Annotated in this window: 17 protein-coding genes; 9 read left to right on the forward strand and 8 right to left on the reverse strand. The window is 70.7% G+C overall.

Annotated elements, in window-relative coordinates; all coding sequences use genetic code 11:
* Positions 1-33 precede the first annotated feature (33 nt).
* Positions 34-735: an ABC transporter ATP-binding protein gene (locus ABTU92_RS09890; RefSeq protein ID WP_408090184.1), complete on the forward strand. Its 702-nt coding sequence runs from the start codon at positions 34-36 to the stop codon at positions 733-735.
* Between the two features lie 270 nt (positions 736-1,005).
* Here ABTU92_RS09890 and ABTU92_RS09895 read toward each other — a convergent pair whose 3' ends face one another.
* From ABTU92_RS09895 to ABTU92_RS09920, 6 genes are all read right to left on the reverse strand, one after another.
* Positions 1,006-1,491, reverse strand: a complete 486-nt coding sequence (locus tag ABTU92_RS09895) for an MEKHLA domain-containing protein (protein ID WP_408090085.1) — start codon at positions 1,489-1,491, stop codon at positions 1,006-1,008.
* A gap of 101 nt (positions 1,492-1,592) precedes the next feature.
* Positions 1,593-2,453 (reverse strand): phosphonate ABC transporter ATP-binding protein, encoded by an 861-nt coding sequence (gene phnC / locus ABTU92_RS09900; RefSeq protein WP_408090087.1) that lies wholly within the window; start codon positions 2,451-2,453, stop codon positions 1,593-1,595.
* An 8-nt stretch (positions 2,454-2,461) separates the two neighbouring features.
* Positions 2,462-3,283, reverse strand: coding sequence for a phosphonate ABC transporter, permease protein PhnE (phnE, locus tag ABTU92_RS09905; RefSeq protein ID WP_408090089.1), 822 nt, complete (start codon positions 3,281-3,283; stop codon positions 2,462-2,464).
* A 228-nt stretch (positions 3,284-3,511) separates the two neighbouring features.
* Complete coding sequence (gene phnD, locus ABTU92_RS09910; protein WP_408090091.1) at positions 3,512-4,378, reverse strand: phosphate/phosphite/phosphonate ABC transporter substrate-binding protein; 867 nt, start codon at positions 4,376-4,378, stop codon at positions 3,512-3,514.
* 144 nt (positions 4,379-4,522) lie between these two features.
* Positions 4,523-5,266, reverse strand: a complete 744-nt coding sequence (gene phnF / locus ABTU92_RS09915) for a phosphonate metabolism transcriptional regulator PhnF (RefSeq protein ID WP_408090093.1) — start codon at positions 5,264-5,266, stop codon at positions 4,523-4,525.
* A 143-nt stretch (positions 5,267-5,409) separates the two neighbouring features.
* The gene (locus tag ABTU92_RS09920; RefSeq protein ID WP_408090095.1) at positions 5,410-5,988 is read right to left on the reverse strand and encodes a MarR family winged helix-turn-helix transcriptional regulator; all 579 of its coding nucleotides are present in this window, start codon (positions 5,986-5,988) and stop codon (positions 5,410-5,412) included.
* 366 nt (positions 5,989-6,354) lie between these two features.
* Between ABTU92_RS09920 and ABTU92_RS09925 the strand changes: the two genes are divergently transcribed.
* The 6 genes from ABTU92_RS09925 (at position 6,355) to phnN (ending at position 12,902) form a co-directional block, all read left to right on the forward strand.
* On the forward strand, positions 6,355-7,350 hold the full coding sequence (locus ABTU92_RS09925) for an ABC transporter substrate-binding protein (RefSeq protein ID WP_408090097.1): 996 nt from the start codon (positions 6,355-6,357) through the stop codon (positions 7,348-7,350).
* Entirely contained in the window at positions 7,347-8,180 is an 834-nt protein-coding gene (locus ABTU92_RS09930) for an ABC transporter ATP-binding protein (RefSeq protein WP_408090099.1), read from the forward strand. The genes ABTU92_RS09925 and ABTU92_RS09930 overlap by 4 nt, the downstream gene beginning before the upstream one ends.
* Positions 8,181-8,184: 4 nt before the next feature.
* A complete protein-coding gene (locus tag ABTU92_RS09935; protein ID WP_408090101.1) occupies positions 8,185-8,934 on the forward strand; it encodes an ABC transporter permease in 750 nt (249 codons plus the stop codon).
* A 16-nt stretch (positions 8,935-8,950) separates the two neighbouring features.
* Complete coding sequence (locus ABTU92_RS09940; RefSeq protein ID WP_408090103.1) at positions 8,951-9,679, forward strand: ABC transporter permease; 729 nt, start codon at positions 8,951-8,953, stop codon at positions 9,677-9,679.
* A 100-nt stretch (positions 9,680-9,779) separates the two neighbouring features.
* The gene (nadC, locus tag ABTU92_RS09945; protein WP_408090105.1) at positions 9,780-10,613 is read left to right on the forward strand and encodes a carboxylating nicotinate-nucleotide diphosphorylase; all 834 of its coding nucleotides are present in this window, start codon (positions 9,780-9,782) and stop codon (positions 10,611-10,613) included.
* A 231-nt stretch (positions 10,614-10,844) separates the two neighbouring features.
* Positions 10,845-12,902: a phosphonate metabolism protein/1,5-bisphosphokinase (PRPP-forming) PhnN gene (phnN, locus tag ABTU92_RS09950; RefSeq protein WP_408090107.1), complete on the forward strand. Its 2,058-nt coding sequence runs from the start codon at positions 10,845-10,847 to the stop codon at positions 12,900-12,902.
* Here phnN and ABTU92_RS09955 read toward each other — a convergent pair.
* Positions 12,865-13,545 carry a DUF6064 family protein gene (locus tag ABTU92_RS09955; RefSeq protein WP_408090109.1) on the reverse strand — a complete coding sequence of 227 codons (681 nt, stop codon included), beginning with the start codon at positions 13,543-13,545 and terminating at the stop codon, positions 12,865-12,867. The two genes, phnN and ABTU92_RS09955, sit on opposite strands and share 38 nt — an antisense overlap.
* Positions 13,545-14,477 carry an aldo/keto reductase gene (locus ABTU92_RS09960; RefSeq protein ID WP_408090111.1) on the reverse strand — a complete coding sequence of 311 codons (933 nt, stop codon included), beginning with the start codon at positions 14,475-14,477 and terminating at the stop codon, positions 13,545-13,547. The genes ABTU92_RS09955 and ABTU92_RS09960 overlap by 1 nt, the downstream gene beginning before the upstream one ends.
* Before the next feature lie 385 nt (positions 14,478-14,862).
* Between ABTU92_RS09960 and ABTU92_RS09965 the strand changes: the two genes are divergently transcribed.
* Positions 14,863-15,372: a (2Fe-2S)-binding protein gene (locus ABTU92_RS09965; RefSeq protein WP_408090113.1), complete on the forward strand. Its 510-nt coding sequence runs from the start codon at positions 14,863-14,865 to the stop codon at positions 15,370-15,372.
* Positions 15,372-19,028, forward strand: coding sequence for a molybdopterin cofactor-binding domain-containing protein (locus tag ABTU92_RS09970; protein WP_408090115.1), 3,657 nt, complete (start codon positions 15,372-15,374; stop codon positions 19,026-19,028). The genes ABTU92_RS09965 and ABTU92_RS09970 overlap by 1 nt, the downstream gene beginning before the upstream one ends.
* The last annotated feature ends 174 nt before the right edge of the window (positions 19,029-19,202 follow it).

The raw sequence follows: 19,202 nt of genomic DNA on the forward strand, positions 1-19,202 counted from the left end.
ATCTGGGCGAGCACGGCGCCAGGGAGGCGGATCGTGCTCACGGTTGACGGGCTCTCCTCGGCCTATGGCCGCATCGAGGTGCTGCACGGCGTCTCGCTCGACGTCGCGGCGGGCGAGATCGTCGCGTTGGTCGGCTCCAACGGGGCCGGCAAGACGACGCTGCTGCGCACGCTCTCGGGCGTGCAGCCGGCGACCGCGGGCCGCATCGTGTTCGAGGGCGAGGACATCGGCCGGCTCCCTTCGCACGCCCGCGTGGTGCGCGGCATCGCCCAGTCGCCCGAGGGTCGGCAGGTGTTCGGGCCGCTCACCGTCGAGGACAATCTGCGGCTCGGCGCCTTCCGCCGGAACGACGAGACCGTGGGCACGCGGCTCGATGCCGTGTATGCGATGTTCCCGGTGCTGGCCGAGCGGCGGCGCTCGCCGGCCGCGAGCCTGTCGGGCGGACAGCAACAGATGCTGGCGATCGGCCGCGCCCTGATGGCGCAGCCCAAGCTGCTGCTGCTCGACGAGCCCTCGCTCGGCCTCGCGCCGCTGCTGGTCGACCAGATCCTCGCCGCGGTCGTCGATCTGAAGGCGCGCGGCATCACGGTGCTGCTGGTCGAGCAGAACGCCTCCGCGGCGCTCGCCATCGCGGATCGCGGCTACGTGCTCGAGGTCGGCCACATCGTCCACGAGGGCGCCGGCGCGGCGCTGCTGCAGGATCCGAAGGTGCGTGCGGCGTATCTCGGGGTGTGAAGCGGCGTCCGTGCGCGATCCGGGCGATTGCCGACCGAAGCATCCTGCCGTGAAGACCCCCCTCCCTGTCCCTCCCCCACAAGGGGGGAGGGAACGATGGAGCCGCGAATGCGGGTTTGTTGGAGGCTCGGTGTTTTGCAGTCTTGGTGTGAGTCGAGAGCGTTACGATCTGCCGTGGCCTGCTCCCTCCCCCCTTGCGGGGGAGGGCTGGGGAGGGGGGGTAGGCCGCACGCTCCGTGGTCGTGAGAAGCCGTAACTGTCGGCGGCCGACTATCCCTCATCCGTCCAGGTCGAAAACACCGCCGCGGTGCCGTGCAGCGCGCCGGTCTCGTCGCGGAGCTGCCAAACGAGGCCGTCCTCGATCCAGAACGTCGCGCCGGACTTCTTCACCCGCAGGCCGCGATAGCCGGCGACGTAGCCTTGCGCCGCCACGGTGTCCAGAAACTGCTGGCGCTCGGCGCGCTCCGGCGCCTGCGCCGACAGCCGCGACGGCAGGCCGATGAACTCGTCCCAACCGTAGCCGAAGCGCGCCTGCGCGGCCTCGTTGGCGTAGACGAAGCGCGGATCCGGCTGCGTGTCGTGGGCGACGCAGACGAACGGCGCTTGTGAATAGAGCCACGCGGCGTCGGCGCCCGCGGGCACGAGTGGCCGGCCGACGAGGCGCGCGAAGCTGTCCGTCAGCAGAACGAAGAAATCCGGGTCGGTGCGCAAGTCGGTGCGCAAGTCGGTGCGCGGGTCGGTGCTGCTGTCGGACATCGGGACGCTCGCGGACAAGTGGGCCGGACCGCGCCGTCCATAGCGGATTCGGCGCGGCTGTCCCAGACCGGACGAGCCTCACGCGCCCGCGCTCGCCCCGGTCATGCGAGGTCCGGCGCGGGCTGCGCCCCGTAGACGCGCGAGAACGCCGCGTCGTCGAAGTCGCGGGCCGGTGCGTCGAGCACCAGCCGCCCGCCCCGCAGGGCGACGATGCGGTCGGCATAGTCGCGCGCGAAGTCGACCTGATGGAGCGCGCACAGAACGCCGATGCGATGCTCGCGGGCGATGTCGCGCAGGACGCCGATGACATTGGCGGCCGCGCTGGGATCGAGGCTCGACACCGGCTCGTCGGCCAGCACGACGCGCGACTGTTGGGCGAGCACGCGGGCGATGGCGACGCGCTGCTGCTGCCCGCCCGACAGGGAGTCGGCGCGCTGATAGGCCTTGTCGAGCAGGCCGACGCGATCGAGCGCGGCGAGCGCGATCTGGCGGTCCGCCTGCCGAAACAACCGGGTCGCGACGCGCCACGTCGCGACATGGCCGAGCCGTCCGGCCAGCACGTTGTCGAGCGCCGACAGCCGTCCGATCAGGTTGAACTGCTGGAAGATGAGGCCGATCCTTCGGCGCACGTCGCGCAATGCGCGGCCGTGCAGTGCATCGATCCGCGTGCCCAGCACCTCGACCTGGCCCGCATCCGCCGTGACGAGCCGGGTCAGCGCGCGGAAGACCGTCGACTTGCCGGCGCCCGACGGACCGACCAGCGCGACGAGCTCGCCCGGCCGCACCGCGAAGGACACATCGTCGAGCGCCGTCGTCTCACGATAGCGCTTCGTCACGTGTCGCAGCGCGAAGGCGGCGGCCTCGTCCCGCGTGAGCGGGTCGGGCCGAGCCGCTGCCGCGGCCAGCGACGCGGGAGCGTCGAGCGCGAGGGCGGCGAGCGGCAGATGCGGATGGGCGGTCATGGGCGTCCTCACACCAGCCGGCGGCGCAGCCAGGCCGAGAGCTGGTCGATCACCGTCACCATGATCAGCACGATGACCGACAGGGTGAGCAGCTTCTGGAAGTCGAGCAGGTCGATCGCCGCCTTGATCTCGATGCCGATGCCGCCGGCCCCGACGATGCCGAGGATCGTCGAGGTGCGCACGTTCGCCTCCCACACGTAGAGAGACACCGAGGCGAGGCTCGGCAGCACCGAGGGCAGCATCGCGTAGCTGACGATCTTGGTGCGGTTGGCGCCCGACATGGCGGCCGCCTCGAGCGGTGCGTTCGGGATCGTCTCGATCGCCTCGGCATACAGCTTGGTGATCACGCCGACCGAGTGGACGATCATCCCGAGCACGCCGGCGAACGGCCCGAGCCCGACCGCGGTGACGAACAGTAGCGCGAACACCACCGTGTCGATCGCCCGGAATGTGTTGACGACCCAGCGCACCGGAAACGACAAGAGCGGCGAGGGCGTGACGTTACGGGCGACGAACACGGCGAGCGGGAAGGCGATCAGGGTCGCGGCGGCCGTGCCGACCGTCGCGATCGCCACGGTCTCGACGGCCCGCCAGGCGAACACGTCGAGATCGTCGAGATAGGGCGGCCAGCCCTTCGACGCCCATTCGAGGAGACGCGGAAAGCCGCGGGCGAGCGCGGCCGGGTTCACCTCGGCGAGCTTCAGGCAGAAGGCGAAGGCGACGGCGAGCCCCAGCAGCACCAGTGCCCGCACCACGACGGTGCGGGAGAACGGATCGATCCGCGGTTCCAGATAACGGCCGTCGGCGCCGCGGACGGGATGGTCGGTCAAGCCGAGACTCCTGAAATGATCATGTCGGCTCCGGCGCGGCATGCCGGGCTCGAAGCTCGTCCGTTTCCCGCGGACCCGATTCAAGTCACGTCGGACCGGACCGGATGGATCGGTCCCGATGTCCGCTCGTCCCCGCGAACGCGGGGACCCGGGAGCGGCACGGCACGACGCTCCTGGATGCCCGCCTGCGCGGGCATGAGCGGAAAGGGGAGCGCGGCGGACGGGGCTCTACGCCTTCAGCACGCCGAGCTCGCGGCCCATCTTCTCCAGCACCTCGTAGGGCGCGTGCGTGCCGGGCACGAAGCCCGTGTAGGGCCACGGCAGCAGCTTCTTCTGCTCGTCCGTGAGGCCGACCAGCGCGTCGCGCAACGCGACCCGCATCTCCTCGGGGAAGCTGCGGCGCACCGCGACGACCTCGTTCGGCAGCGGATCGGACTGCCACACCACGGTGTTGGAGTCGGCCTTGATCGTGCCGTTGCGGATCATCGTGTTGCGGTGGATGTCCCAGCCGGTGGCGAGGTCGACCTGGCCGTTGGCGGCGGCGACCTGGGCGGCGGCCGCCGAGGCGCCCTCGGCGTAGCGGCCGAAGAAGGTCTTGGGCTCGAGCCCGCGCTGGCGGAACCAGTGGGTCGGCACCATCCAGCCGGTGGTGGAGCCGACGTCGAGCATCTGCATCGAGAGGCCGCGCGCGTCGTCGGGCCACTTCTCGATCTTCAGCCCGGGGCGGGCGACGATGACGGCCCGATAGGTCGGCTCGCCGTTCACCAGCATGGTGCAGGCGATGCGCGCTTCGCCTTTGGCGCGCGCCAGCACGTAGCCCCACGGCCCCATCTGGGTGGCGTCGATCTGCTCGCTCGCCAGCGCCACCGAGATGCCGGCCCAGTCGTTGGCGACGGTCAGCTCGAGCCCGACCCCCATGCGGTCGGCGACGATCTTGTAGATCGGCTCCCACACCTTGCGGGTCTCGGCCTGGGTTGCCTGCTGGGGCGCGAGGCCGATCTTGATGGTCTGGCGCGACTGCGCGCGCACGGCCGGGGCGGCCAGCGTGGCTCCGACGGCGGCCGTGGTGGCGAGAAAGCGGCGGCGGTTCAACATGGGCTCGGTCTCTCCGGATCGGCGGGCCCGGAGGCGGACGGCACCGGGCCCGCGGACCCCGTGGCGCATCGACGGCCGGGCAACTTGTCTAGGTTATTTGGACAAGCTGACGGGGATGTGACACCGGAGCGCTCCCAGCGCGGCTCAAGGGCTGTCGACCCGGAACCGCAGCCGCCCGGCCGGCACCACGGCGGACCCGAACAGGATCGGCGCGCCGTCGCGCCCGGCGTCGATGTAGCTCATCACCATGACGGGCGTATCGGAGCCGACGGCCAGCGCCCGCGCCTCGTCGGCACGCGGCAGCCGGCCGTCGATCCAGGTCCTGGTCCGGAAGAACTCCGGATGGCCGAGCTCGGCGAGCGCCGGCGTGTAGCTGCGCAAGCGACGGAACGCCTCGTCGACGCCGGCGAAGCGGGCGTGCTCGAACACGTGGTAGCAGTAGGCCGACACACCCGGACCGGCGCGCCGCAGCGACTCGAGCACCAGGAGCTCGCTCCCCGGCGCGATCGCGAGCAGGGCGGCGAGCTCGGCGTTCGCGGTGCGCCGCGAGGACCGCAGCAGCTTGCCGTCGGGTCGCGCGGCGAGGCGCTGCTCGAACTCGCTCCACTTCGATTCGCGCGTCACCGCGTACTCGACCGGCCGCCGCGCTACGAACACGCCCTTGCCCTGACGGGCGACGACGAGCCCCTCGTCTGCGAGCCGGGCGAGCGCGACCCGCACGGTGTGCCGGTGCACACCGTAGGCCTTCGCCAGCTCCGATTCGGACGGTAGCCGGTCTCCCGGGCCGAAGAAGCCGGTGCGAATCTCGAATGTCAGGTCGATCTCGATCTGCCGCCACACCGGGATCGGCTCGCCCCGGCGAACGCGGCGGCGCGGCGCTGCCGACATGCCATCCTCCTGCTGCGCGCGCCTTGTGGCATGGAACCGCGCGGGAGGAAACGGGGCGGCCGCGTGGGAGCGGCCTCCATGGACGGATCGATCGGCCGCCGCGACGGCCGCGGATGACGGGCGACCACGCACGGGTCGCCCGGTCAGGGGCCGGCCGTGTCGCCCGTCATCTTGCGCAGGAGATGGACGAGCGCGACGCGCTCGACCGGCGCGAGGTCTCCCATCGTCAGCTCGGTGATGTGATGCGCGCTCGGCACCATGCGATCGATCATCGCCGAACCGCGGGCCGTGAGATGGACGATCACCTTGCGGCGATCGTCGCCGTCGGTCGTGATCGCCACCAGGCGGCGCGCGGTCAGCCGCTCGATGATGCCCCGGATAGTGCCCTGGTCGACCGCGGTCGCGCGTACCAGCTCGCTCTGCGAGCTCGGTCCGCGCTCTCGCAGGGTGCACAAGGTGACGAACTGCACGGCGGTGAGCTGAGCGTCCGCGGCGTTCTGCTGGAAGATGGCGACGTGGCGTTGGTAGGCGCGCCGCAGCAGATGCCCGATCTGCTCGCGGAAGTCGTAGGGGCGGGACGCCGCGGTGGCCGCGAGGGGAGGCGCGGAGCGCGCCGCCGCCGCGTCGGGCCGTGCGGCACGGCCGCGCCCGCGTGCCGCGGATCGCAACGCGGTCGCGGCACCGGCGACGTCCGATCGAGCCTTTCGATCCTTGTATGTCATGTGTCGCCGTAGCCTCTTCCGCGGGGTCCGCTCGATACCGACAGTAGTGTACACTCTTCACCCGACACAAGTCGCGCGGGCGCTTCCCAATTGAACGAATTCGCGCCGCATTGCTCGACGCGGCATCATGCGATGCACAAATTATGAAAGAGCGCAGGTCGACATTCCGGTTGTCGCGGCGCATCGCCCCGTATAGTGAGTACACTGTTCCAAACGCATCTTGTCGGACCTGCAGTTCCAGACGCCCGCTGTTCGAGAAGCCTGCTGGTCCAGACGCCTTCTGTGCAAACGCCTTCTGTACCAGACGACGGAGTGAGCGGACCGAGAGGTTCCGCGGCCTGAAACCCCCACCGTGAGAGACCGGCGATGTCGTTCAAGCAAACTCTTCGGGCCTTCGTGATCTGTGCCGGACTGTCCGGCGCGGCGCTCGGCGCGGTCGTCCCGGCCGCTCCGGCGCTCGCCGACGAGATCTCGGTGACGCAGTGGGGCACCAGCATGTACGGCGCGCCCTACGCGGTCGCCATGTCGGAGGGGCTGTTCAAGAAGGCCGGCATCGACATCACCTCGATCATCGGCTCGGGCGGCGGTGGCACCACGGTGCGCAACCTGCTCGCCAGCGAGACGCCATACGGCGACGTGGCGATCGCGGCCGCGCTCGCGGCGCAGCGCCAGGGGCTCGACGTGATCATCGTGAACACCGGCACGCGCTCGACCGCCGAGGCGTCCTTGGTGACGATGCCGGATTCGCCGATCAAGTCGCTCAAGGATCTGGAAGGCAAGAAGGTCGCCATCACGTCGCCCAAGGGCGTCTCGGAGATGCTGCTCCTGATGGCCCTCAAGCAGGAGGGCGTCGACGCCTCCAAGGTCGAGCGCGTCGCCTCCGGCGGCTACGTCAACGGCCTCACCATGCTGGAGCAGGGTGCCGTCGCCGCCGCCGCGCTGATCGAGCCACTGTCGATCATCCGGGCCGCGAAGTATCGCACCGTGGTCAACTACGGCAAGTTGCTGCCGCCGATGACCACCTCGGTCGGCATCACGACCCGCGCCTTCGCCAAGAAGAACCCGGAGAAGCTCAAGGCGATCATCGCCGGCCGCGCCGCCGGCGTCGAAGCGCTCTACGCCGATCCGGCCAAGGCGGCCGAGATCGTCGGCAAGGCGTTCAAGCTGGAGCCGGCCATCGCCAAGATCGCGGTCGACAACATGCTGGGTCCGCGCATGTGGAGCGTCGGCGAGTTCAACCAGGCCGAGCTCGATCGCACCATCGACGGGTTGCGCCTGATCGGCGAGGTCACCGGGCCGGTGGACTGGTCCAAGCTGCTCGACCCGGCGTTCCTGCCCGCGTCCATCCAGGGCAAAAAATGACCCTCGCGGCACTCGTCGAGATCGCCCCCGTGTCGGACGCCGACGATCATCACGCCCGCCTGACCGGTGTCACGCGGGTGTTCGGCAAGCCCGGCACGGCGAAGTGCGTCCACGCGCTCGGGCCCATCGATCTCGATCTGCGCCGCGGCGAGTTCTTCTCCGTCGTCGGGCCGTCGGGCTGCGGCAAGTCGACTTTGCTCGACGTGCTGGCCGGCCTGTCGAAGCCGACGGAAGGCACGGCCGAGTTCGAAGGACGGCCGATCGACGGCGTGCCGGCCGGCGTCGGCGTCGTGTTCCAGGAGGATGCGTCGTTCCCCTGGCTCAGCGTGACGGACAACGTCGCGTTCGGGCTCCGTCGGGCCGGCGTCGACGCGGCCGAGATCGCCCGGCGCGTCGACTACGCGGTCGGCTTCATGGGCCTCAAGCAGTTCGCCGGCGCCTATCCGGCGCAGCTCTCCGGCGGCATGCGCCAGCGCGTCTGCATCGCCCGCACGCTCGTCATGCAGCCGCGCCTGATCCTGCTCGACGAGCCGTTCGGTGCGCTCGACCAGCAGACCCGCCTGCTGATGGGCGACGAGCTCCTGCGGCTGTGGCGCGAGACCTCGGCGACCGTGCTCCTGATCACGCATGCGCTCGACGAGGCGGCGATGCTGTCCGACCGCGTCGGCGTCATGTCGGCGCGCCCCGGCGTGTTCATCGACATTCTCGAGACCGGCTGGGAGGTCGACCGCGACAGCCGCATCGTCTCGCATCCGCGCTTCGGCGATCTCACCGGTCATCTGTGGGAGAAGCTGCGCACCGAGTCCCTCAAGCATCTGCGCGATGGTTGAGGCGATGACCCGCGAAGGCTGGATCAGGCTTCTCGTCGTCGCAGCCGCCGTCGGTGCGCTGGAGCTCGCCTGTCGGATCGACTGGATTCCGGCGTCCGTGATGATCCCGCCGTCCGCCATGGCGACGAGCCTGTGGGACATTCTGGTCTCCGGCACGCACTGGAAGGACATCCTGATCAGCCTGCGCAGCGTCGCGGCCGCGGCGGTGCTCGCCGTCGTGCTCGGTTTCCTGGTCGGCGCCGTGATCCACGCGCTGCCGCTGGTGCGCAGCGCCGTCGAGCCGCTGCTCGCCAGCTACTATGCGGTGCCGACCTTCATGTTCTACCCGGTCTTCATCATCCTGTTCGGCGTCGGACCGTCGGCGATCATCGCCATCGCCGTGCTGCTCGCCGTCGTCGCGATGATCTCGGCGACCTTGACCGGCCTCGATCGCATCCCCCGGGTGCTCGGCAAGACGGCGCTGATCATGCGCCTGGGGCCGATCGAGCGCGCCTTCAAGATCAGTCTGCCGGCGGCGATGCCGTATCTGTTCACCGGCGTGAAGCTCTCGGTCGCCTACGCCTTTATCGGCGTCATTGCATCCGAGTTCATCCTGTCCGGCGCCGGCATGGGCTACGCCATCGCCTACGCCTACAACAACTTCAACAATCGCGAGATGTACGGCCTGATGCTGCTGATCGTGCTGCTCGTCACGGTCGTCAACACGGCGCTCGATGCGGTCGACCGGCGCCTGCAGGCGCGGTTGCGGCGATGACGGCGGGGGCGTCGACATGAAGAACGTGCTCGGCCCCGCCGCCGTGCTCGGCGTCCTGCTGCTCGCCTGGGAGGCGCTGCATCTCGCCGTCGCCAACACGGGCCTGCCGTCCCCGGTGACGACGCTGGTGCGGCTCGTCGGCTTGCTCGGCGAGGTGGAGTTCTGGGATCAGGCGGCCGAGACGGCGCGCGCCTTCGCGGTCGCCGTGGTGCTCTCGACGATCGGCGGGATCGCGCTCGGCATCCTGCTCGGCATGAACCGCACCGCCGGCGTCGTCTCGGAGCCGATCCTGGTCAATCTCTACTCGCTGCCCAAGGTGACGCTCTATCCGGTCGTGCTGCTGATCTTCGGGCTCGGCATCTCGGCCCGCATCGCCTTCGGCATCATGCACGGCATGATCCCGCTGACGCTGTTCACCATGAACGCGATCCTCCAGATGAAGCCGGTCTATCGCCGCAGCGCCGCCGTGATGGGGCTGACGCCCTGGCAGACCTCGCTCACCGTGGTGCTGCCGGCGATCCTGCCCGAGGTGATCACGGGGGCGCGGCTCGGCGTCTCGCTCTGCCTGCTCGGCGTGCTGATCGGCGAGATGTTCGCCTCGCGCAACGGGCTCGGCTACATGGTCATGCATGCGATGGAGCGCGGCGACATGCCGACCGTGCTCGCCGTCGCGCTGCTGCTCGCCGTCGTCGCGCTCGTCGTCAATGCGATGCTGCTGATGCTCGATCGGGCATGGCGCCACTAGATCACGATATCGTCCGCCGGACCGCTCCTCGGCGCGCTCCGCGCCGCGTCCGGGCGGTGCGTTCACACCGCTGACATCGACTCGTTCGAAAGGTACGACCATGTACGACAGCTTTGCCGTCGCGCGCCTGATCGATCTCTGGCTGACCGAGGACATCGGCTACTGCGATCTCACGGCCCAGACGATGATCGAGCCGGACGAGGAGGGGCACTTCGCCATGAACGCCCGCCAGCCGATGACGGTCGCCGGCATCGAGATCGCCGCCGCCGTGTTCCGTCGCTACGAGCCGCGGCTCGCGATCGACGTGACGGTGAAGGACGGCGACGTGGTCGGCAAGGGCGCGATTCTGATGACCGTGAAGGGGCCAGCGCGCGGCATCCTCACCGGCGAGCGCACGGCGCTCAACATCGTCCAGCACATGTCGGCGATCGCCACCGAAACGGCCCGCTACGTCGCGATGATCTCGCACACCAAGGCGCGCCTGATCGACACCCGCAAGACCACGCCGGGCCTGCGCATGATCGAGAAGCACGCGGTGACCTGCGGCGGCGGCCTCAACCACCGGCTCGGCCTCGACAACGGCGTGATGATCAAGGACAACCACATCGCGGTGTGCGGTGGCATCGCCCCGGCCGTCGCGCGCGCCAAGACGAAGCTTCCGACGCTGACCAAGATCGAGGTCGAGTGCGATCGCCTGGAGCAGGTCTCCGAGGCGCTCGCCGCCGGTGCCGACGTGATCATGCTCGACAACATGTCGTGCGAGGACATGACCGAGGCGGTGGCGATGGTGGCCGGTCGCGTGCCGCTGGAAGCCTCGGGCGGCATCCGGCTCGACACCATCAAGGCCATCGCCGAGACCGGCGTCGACTACATTTCCACCAGCAAGATCACCCAGGCCGCTCCGGCCGTCGACATCGGCCTCGACGAGGCGTGAGGGAGGTTCGGACGATGCGCGATCTCGATGCCGTCGTCATAGAGGTACAGCGTCGGCGCTCCCTCTTCCCGCGCGCGGCGAGAGGGTGGGGGTGAGGGGGCCTTTCGTGGATACGGGAACGACCCCTCACCCGACCTCCGCGCTGGACGCGCGGACGTCGACTTCTCCCCGCACAGCGGGGAGAGGTGAGACGGTCTCCTCCATCGATCCACGTGCGCAGAGCCAAAGATCATGACTTCCGGCCTTCTCTTCTTCGTCGTCGGGCCGAGCGGCTCGGGCAAGGACACGCTGCTCGACGGCGCCCGCGCGGCGCTCGCCGACACCGGCCGTTTCGTCTTCGCCCGGCGTGTGATCACGCGCCCGGCCGATGCCGGCGGCGAGGCGCACGAGGCCGTCGACGACGCGACCTTCGCGACGATGAAGAGCGAGGGCGCCTTCCTGATCGACTGGGAGGCGCACGGGCTCCGCTACGGCGTGCCGGCAAGCTGTCTCGACGATCTCGCCCGCGGCGTCCACGTCGTCGCCAACGGCTCGCGCGCCGTGGTGGCGGAGCTGCTCGCCCGCCTGCCGGATCTCGTCGTCGTCGAGATCACGACGCCGCCCGACATTCTCGCGCAGCGTCTCGCCGCGCGCGGGCGCGAGAGCGCCGACGTGATCAGAGCGCGGCTCGACCGCACGACGCCGCCATTTCCGGAGGCCGCGACCGTGGTGCGGGTCGCCAACGACGGGACCCCCGCGGTCGGCATCGAGCGCTTCGTGGCGGCCCTCGAGGCCCAGACGGTGCGGCTGCGGCTCGGCCGGCTGCCGATCGCGGCCGGGCAGCGGGCGCTCGCCGTGCTGCCGCGCGACTGCGCGACGGTGCGCGCCGACGATTATCTCGGTCCCGGCCGCATCGACCTCGCCGCGCGTGGCCGCAGTGTGCGCGCCGAGGTGGCGATCGCCGAGCCCGGCACGCTACCGGCCGACAGCGTCGGCCTGACCCGCGAGGTGTTCGACAGGCTCGGTCTGCCCGAGGGTACGCCCGTCGTCCTCACCCGCACGCCGACTCCCGCCAGTCGCACGGCATTGCGCAAGAAGATCCGCGGCGGAACGCTCGACGAAGCCGAGTATGCGCGCGTCGTCGGCGACATCGTCGAGGGGCGCTATCCTGACAGCGAGGTCGCGGGTTTCCTGGTCGCCGCCGATCGCGGGCTCGACGACGACGAAGTTCTGGCGCTCGCCAAGGTGCGGGCGCGCTTCGCCTCGCGCATCGCATGGGGCGAGCCGATCGTCGCCGACAAGCATTCGATGGGCGGCATCCCGGGCTCGCGCGTCACCATGGTGCTGGTGCCGATCGTCGCCGCGCACGGCCTCGCGATCCCGAAGACCTCGTCGCGCGCCATCACGTCGGCGGCCGGCACGGCGGATGCGATGGAGACGCTGGCGCGCGTCGATCTCGACGCCGACGACGTGCGTCGCGTGGTGGAGACGGCGCGCGGCTGCGTCGCCTGGAACGGGCGCCTCAACCACTCGACCCTCGACGACGTGATGAACGCGATCACGCGGCCGCTCGGCCTCGAGTCGACGCGCTGGTCGGTGGCCTCGATCCTGTCGAAGAAGCTCGCCGCCGGGGCGACCCACGTGGTCGTGGATCTGCCCTATGGTCCGCGCGCGAGAATCAAGAGCCTGGTCGAGGCGACCACGTTGGCGCGGCTGTTCGAGCGCGTCGGCGCGGGCCTCGGCCTCGCGGTCGAGGCGGTGCCGACCGATGGTACGGCGCCGATCGGCCGCGGCATCGGGCCGGCGCTCGAAGCGCGCGACGTGATCCGGGTGCTGGAGAGCAATCCCGAGGCGCCGGCGGATCTGCGCGACAAGGTGCTGCACTTCGCCAGCCGCATCCTCGCCTGGGATCCGGCCCTGGGCGACCGCGACGCGGCGCGCCGGCGCGCCGAGGACCTGCTCGCCTCCGGCGCCGCCCGTGAGGCGTTGGACCGGATCATCGTGGCGCAGGGGGCGCGCGAGCCGGTGCGGCCCGGTCGGATCACCCATACCGTGGTCGCGTCGCGGGCCGGTGTCGTGAGCGACATCGACGGCTTCGCCGTGGCAGGCATCGCTCGGGTGGCCGGCGCGCCGCTCGACAAGAGCGCCGGCATCGATCTGCGCGCCCGTGTCGGTGACGCGGTCGGTCGCGGCGATCCGCTGTTCGTGATCCATGCGAGCGCGGCCTCCGACCTGGAGGCGGCCGCGCGGCTCGCGACGGAGTTCTCCGGGTTCACGATCGGCGAGACGACGGCCGTCTCGGCCCGATGAGCGCGAGCGCGACGGCGCTCGCCGCCGCGGCGATCACGGCGATCCAGGTCCAGGCCCCCAGCGTGTAGAGCGTCGCAGTCGCCACCAGCACCCATGCGAGCGGCACGATCATCAGCACGACTCGCAGCCCGCCACGCAGCGACGCCAGGATCGCGAGGGTGACGAGCGCCGTCGGATCCGGGAACAGGCCGAAGGTCTCGCCGGTGCCGAGCGGGCGTCCGGCCGCCAGCCCGAGCAGCGGCCAGCCGAGCACGATCGCCGCGGCGAGGACGGCCGCGGCGATCGCCGCGGGCTCGGGCGGCCGCCGTCCCTCGACGACCGGCAGCACGCCGGCGACGACCATCGCCAGCCCCTGACACGCGAAGGCCGGGGCGGCATACAGCATGCCCCAGTTGATGGTCGCGTAGCGCTGCCACAGGAACACCCAGGCGACGACGATCCAGAGCGGGCCGAGCACGAGGAGGGCGGCGCGGGCGCCGGCGCGGAGTGGCGACACGGCCAGGCCGGCGGCGGCGAGGCCGAGCAGGATCGTACCGACATGGGCCGGCCACAGCGCCGCGTTGGTCGCCGCCAACAGACGGTCGTAGACGCGGGGCGAGAACATCAGGAAATCGGAAACGCCGTAGGTCCACCACTCGGACATCACAACCGCCCGAGCTGTTCGGCGATCCGCCGCCGCAAAGGCTCCTCGGGCAGCGGCCCGGCGGCCGCGGCGAGGTTCTCGCGGACATGGTCGACCCTGGTCGTCGCGGGAATCGCGCAGGTCACGGCGGGGTGCGAGACGATGAACTTCAGGACGAGCTGCGCCCAGCTCGCCGCCCCGATCTCGGCGGGCCAGGCGGGCAGCGGGTGCTGCGCCAGTCGGCGCGTCAGCTCGCCCTCCCGGAACGGGCGGTTGACGATGACGGCGATGCCGCGCTCGCGGGCGAGCGGCAGGATGCGGCGCTCCACCTCGCGGTCGACCGGGTTGTAGGTGACCTGCACGAAGTCGATCGGGCGCCCCGACATCACGGCCTCGATCTCGGCGTGACGGCGGCCCTCCGACGTGGTGATGCCGACGTAGCGGAGCTGCTTCTGCGCCTTCATGTCGAGCAGCGTGTCGAGGTGCGCCTCCCAGGCGAGCAGATTGTGCACCTGCACGAGATCGAAGCGCGGCACGCCCCAGAGGCGCAGCGACTGGTCGATCTGCGGCCGGCCGTTTCGCGCCGAGGAGGTCCAGACCTTCTCGGCCGAGAAGAGCGCCGCGGGATGATCGAGCTTGGCGAGGGCGTGGCCGATGGTCGGCTGCGACGACCCGTACATCGGCGACGAATCGATCAACCGGCCGCCGGCGGCGAAGAATGCGGCGACGACCGCGGTGCACTCGTCGCGCAGCACGGCGTCGTTGCCGACATTGAACGTGATCCAGGTGCCGAGCCCGACCGCCGGTATGGCTTCGCCGGTCGACGGGATCGTCCGGGCGGCCGGCTCCGGTGCGGAGCGCGGGGACGGCGGCGGGGCCGGCTGTGCCCGCAGTGGCACGGCGAGTGCGGCTGCGCCGGCGAGCCCGCCCAAGATCGATCGCCGTGTCCGCATGTCCGCCTCCGCTCGCCTCGAAGGATAACGCCCCGGACCACATCCGGGATCTCGCTCGTCGTCGTCGCATGGGCCGGGCGAGGGAAGTGCCTCTTCCCTGGGCGTCGGCTGCCAATTTGCACTGCAAACCGCGTCTCGCTGCCGCGCGGGAGAGCAGTCTCGCGGCCTCGTCACGTCTCGTGAGGGACCGCATTGCAGCACCAACAAACTGTCGCGGGGGACGATCTTTTTCGTTAGTATACGAATGAAGAGCGACGCCGCGCCGGCTCGGCCGCGGCGCCGACTCGCCGCGCCGGTCACCGACCCCGAGAGAGCCTGCCCGAGCAGAGACGACCGAGACATCCGACCGAGACGCCCTGACCCGAGACATCCGCCCCGAGACATGATGACGCGTCGCGACCCGCTGATCACCCTGAACGTCAACGGAACCGTGCATGCCTTGTCGCTGCCCGGGACGACGCCGCTGCTTTCGGTTCTGCGCAACGATCTCGGCCTCAACGGGCCGAAGTTCGGCTGCGGCCTCGGCGAATGCGGGAGCTGCACCGTGCTGGTCGACGGCGTCGCGGCGCGCGCCTGCGTGCTGCACATCGGCGATGTCGCGGGCCGGTCCATCACGACCCTGGAAGGGCTCGGCGGACCGGACGCGATGCATCCGGTCCAGCAGGCCTTCGTCGAGATGGCCGGCGCACAGTGCGGCTACTGCCTCAACGGCATGATCATGACGACGGCGGCGCTCGTGGACGCTAATCCGGAGCCGACCGACGAACAGATCCGCGAGGCGCTTCGTTACAATCTCTGCCGCTGCGGCACCCACGTGGAGATCCTCGTCGCAGTGCGGCGCGCCGTCGAGCACGTCGGTGCGCAACGGCGAGATGCGGATCGGAGCAGGCGCTGATGTTGCAGCGACAGGGCCTCACCCGAACCGACTACCTGATGCGCTGCGGCAGCCTTGCCGTGGTCAAGCCGCCCGTCGGAGTCGCCGACCCGGCGACCGTCGATCCCGAGACTCTCGAGCCGTTCGTGATCGTCGAGGCCACCGGCGCCGTCACGGCGTTCAACGGGCATGTCGATCTCGGCACCGGCATCCGCACGGCGCTGGCTCAAATCGTGGCGGAGGAGCTCGACGTCGGCTTCGCGCGCGTTTCGATGGTGCTGGGCGACACCGCGCTGACGCCGGACCAGGGTCCCACCATCGCCAGCGAGACGATCCAGATCACGGCGCCGCCGTTGCGCCGCGCCGCCGCCCAGGCCCGTCATGCGCTCGTCGCGCGCGCTGCGGACAAGCTCGGCGTGCCGGCGGCCGAGCTGGTGGTCGAGGACGGCGTGGTGCGGCGCCGCGCCGCCGTGGCCGGCGACGACCAGACGCCGGGCGAGGCAGACGCCGCGACCGCAGCCGGCGACAACCGCTTCGTCACCTATGGCGAGCTGATCGGCGACGACCGCATCGTGCTGGCGCTGGCCGACGACGTGCCGATAAAGCCGGTCGCCGAGCACCGCATCGTCGGCCGCTCGCAGCCCCGCGTCGACATTCCGGCGAAGGCGACCGGCGGGCTCGTCTTCGTCCACGACATGCGCGTGCCCGGCATGCTGCACGGCCGTGTGGTGCGGCCGCCCTATGCCGGCGTCGATGCCGGCGACTTCGTCGGCACCAGCCTGATCAGTGTGGACGAGGGCTCGATCGCCCACATCCCCGGCATCGTCGCCGTGGTGGTGATCGCGGATTTCGTCGGCATCGTCGCCGAGCGCGAGGAGAACGCGGAAGCCGCGATGCGGGCGCTCCGGGTCGCGTGGAAACCAACGCCGAAGCTGCCCGACATGGGCGATCTCGCCACGACCATCACGGCGAACCCGTCGACGCCGCGGCTGCTGCTCGACCAGGGCGACGTCGACGCCGCGATCGCCGGCGCGGCCGAGCGGCTGCAGCGCACCTATGTGTGGCCGTATCACATGCACGCCTCGATCGGCCCGTCCTGCGCGGTCGCCGAGGTTTTAGACGGGCGGCTGCGCGTGTGGTCCGGCACGCAGAACCCGGTGCCGCTGCGGCGTGATCTCGCCAGCCTGCTCGATCTGCCGGAGAGCGCCGTCGAGGTGATCCGCATGGAGGCGGCCGGCTGCTACGGCCGCAACTGTGCCGACGACGTGACGGCCGACGCGGCGCTGCTCGCCCGCGCCGTCGGCAAGCCGGTACGGGTGCAGCTCACCCGTGATCAGGAGCACGCCTGGGAGCCCAAGGGCGCCGGCCAGATCATGACGGTCGACGGCGGCCTGAACGCCGACGGCTCGGTCGCGGCCTACGACTTCCAGACCCGCTATCCCTCCAACGTCTGCCACACGCTGCCGCTGCTGTTGACCGGGAAGGTCGCGCCGACCCCGATGGTGGCGCAGATGGGCGACCGCACGGCGATCGGCCCCTACGACTTCGCCAACAAGCGCGTCGTCTGTCACGACATGGCACCGATCGTGCGCGCCTCCTGGCTGCGCGGCGTCTCGGCGCTGCCCAACACCTTCGCGCACGAGTGCTACATCGACGAGCTCGCCGAGAAGGCCGGCGTCGATCCGATCGAATACCGGCTTCGTTATCTGAAGGACGAGCGCGCCCGCGATCTGGTCGAGCAGCTCGCGGCGCGGGCGAAGTGGGAGCCGCACGTCGGCGCCCGGCTGCGCGAGGACGAGAGCGGCATCCGGCGCGGTCGCGGCTTCGCCTATGCGCTCTACGTGCATTCGAAGTTCCCCGGCTACGGCGCCGCCTGGGCCGCCTGGGTGGCCGACGTCTCGGTCGACACCACGACCGGCGAGGTCGCGGTCAGCAAGGTCACGGTCGGGCAGGACTCCGGCCTGATGATCAATCCGGACGGCGTCCGCCATCAGATCCAGGGCAACGTCATCCAGTCGACCAGCCGGGTGCTGAAGGAGGAGGTGACGTTCTCGGACGTCGCGGTGGCGAGCCGCGAGTGGGGATCCTATCCGCTCCTGACGTTCCCCGAGCTGCCGCCGATCGACGTGATGATGGTGGAGCGGTCGAACGAGGAGCCGCTCGGCGTCGGCGAGTCGGCCTCGGTGCCGAGCGCCGCCGCCATCGTCAACGCCGTCTACGACGCGACCGGCGTCCGTTTCCGCGAGCTGCCGCTCACGCCCGAGCGCGTGCTCGCGGGCCTGCGCGCCGCCGGCGTCGCCCCGCCGGCGCCGGCGGCCGCAGCACCGGCCCTGCCACCCGTGGCGGCGCGCGAGAGGCCGTCACGGCTGCGGACGATCGTCTGGCCACTGGTCGCCGCGGCGGTGGGCGCCATCGGCTCGATCGGGGTGACGACGCTGCCGTGGCGCGGCGCCATCGCGCCCATTCCGCGGCCCGACCCGTCGGTGTTCTCGCCGGCGACCATCGAGCGTGGCCGCGTGCTCGCGCATCTCGGCGCCTGCTTCGTCTGCCACACGGCGGAGGGCGGTGCGCCGCTCGCCGGCGGCCTGCGGCTCGACACGCCGTTCGGCGTGATCACCACCACCAACATCACGCCGGACGTCGAAACCGGCATCGGCGCCTGGTCCTATCCGGCCTTCGAGCGGGCGATGCGCGAGGGCCTGCACCGCGACGGCCGCCATCTCTACCCGGCCTTCCCGTACACGTCGTATGCGAAGACCACCGACGCCGACCTGCAGGCGCTCTATGCCTATCTGATGTCGGTGCCGGCGGTGCGCAACGCGACCCCGGCGCCGGAGTTCTCGTTCCCGTTCGATCAGCGCTGGCTGATGGCGTTCTGGAACACGATGTTCCACAAGGCGGCGCCGTTCACGCCCGATCCGACGAAGTCCGAGGTGTGGAACCGCGGCTTCTATCTGGTCGAAGGGCTCGGCCACTGCTCGGCCTGCCACACGCCACGGAATCTTCTCGGGGCCGAGGAGACCGGAGCCCGCCGCTTTGCCGGTGGTGTCGCGGAGGGCTGGGAAGCTCCCGCCTTGAATCGCGAAAACCGGGCGCCGGTGCCGTGGGACGAGACGGCGTATTTCGATTATCTCCGCACCGGCTGGTCGCGCCACCACGGCGCCGCGGCCGGGCCGATGGCGCCGATCGTCGCCGAGCTGAAGGTCCTGCCCGACGACGACATCCGCGCGATGGCGCATTATCTTGCCTCGCTCGGCGACGCGCCGCGGAGCGCGGCCGAACGTGATGCCTTGGCGGCGGCTCGCGAGGCCGCCACGGCGGCACGGGCGAGGGCGCCCGTCTCGGTGCCGGGAGGACGCATGTTCGAGGGCGCGTGCGCCGTCTGCCACGAGCCCGGCAAGGGCTCGGCGCTTTACGGCACCAAGCCGTCGCTGGCACTGGTGACGGCGCTGCAGTCCGACACGCCGGACACCGTGGTGCGGGTGATGCTCGAAGGCATCCACCCGAAGGGTCTCGGCGAGCTCGGTGCCATGCCGTCCTTCGCCGACCACATGTCCGACTGGCAGATCGCCGAGATCGTGCGTTACGTCCGCGGCCGGTTCGCGCCGGAGCGCCCGGCCTGGACGGACGTCGAGGCGACGGTGGCGCGGTTGCGCGCCCAGGCGGGAGCGCGGTGATGCGGATGGCGACGCGGGATCCCGTCATTCCGGGGCGTGGACCGCAGGTCCACGAGCCCGGAATCCATATCCCCGGTGCTGGTGGACCACGAGAGACAGGGGTTATGGGTCCCGGGCTCGGCCCTGCGGGCCGCCCCGGGACGACCAAGAAAGAGCTTCGTGCCGGCCGCGACC

Origin of the sequence: Rhodoplanes sp. SY1 (genome assembly GCF_046000175.1) — a bacterium.
GTDB lineage: Bacteria > Pseudomonadota > Alphaproteobacteria > Rhizobiales > Xanthobacteraceae > Rhodoplanes.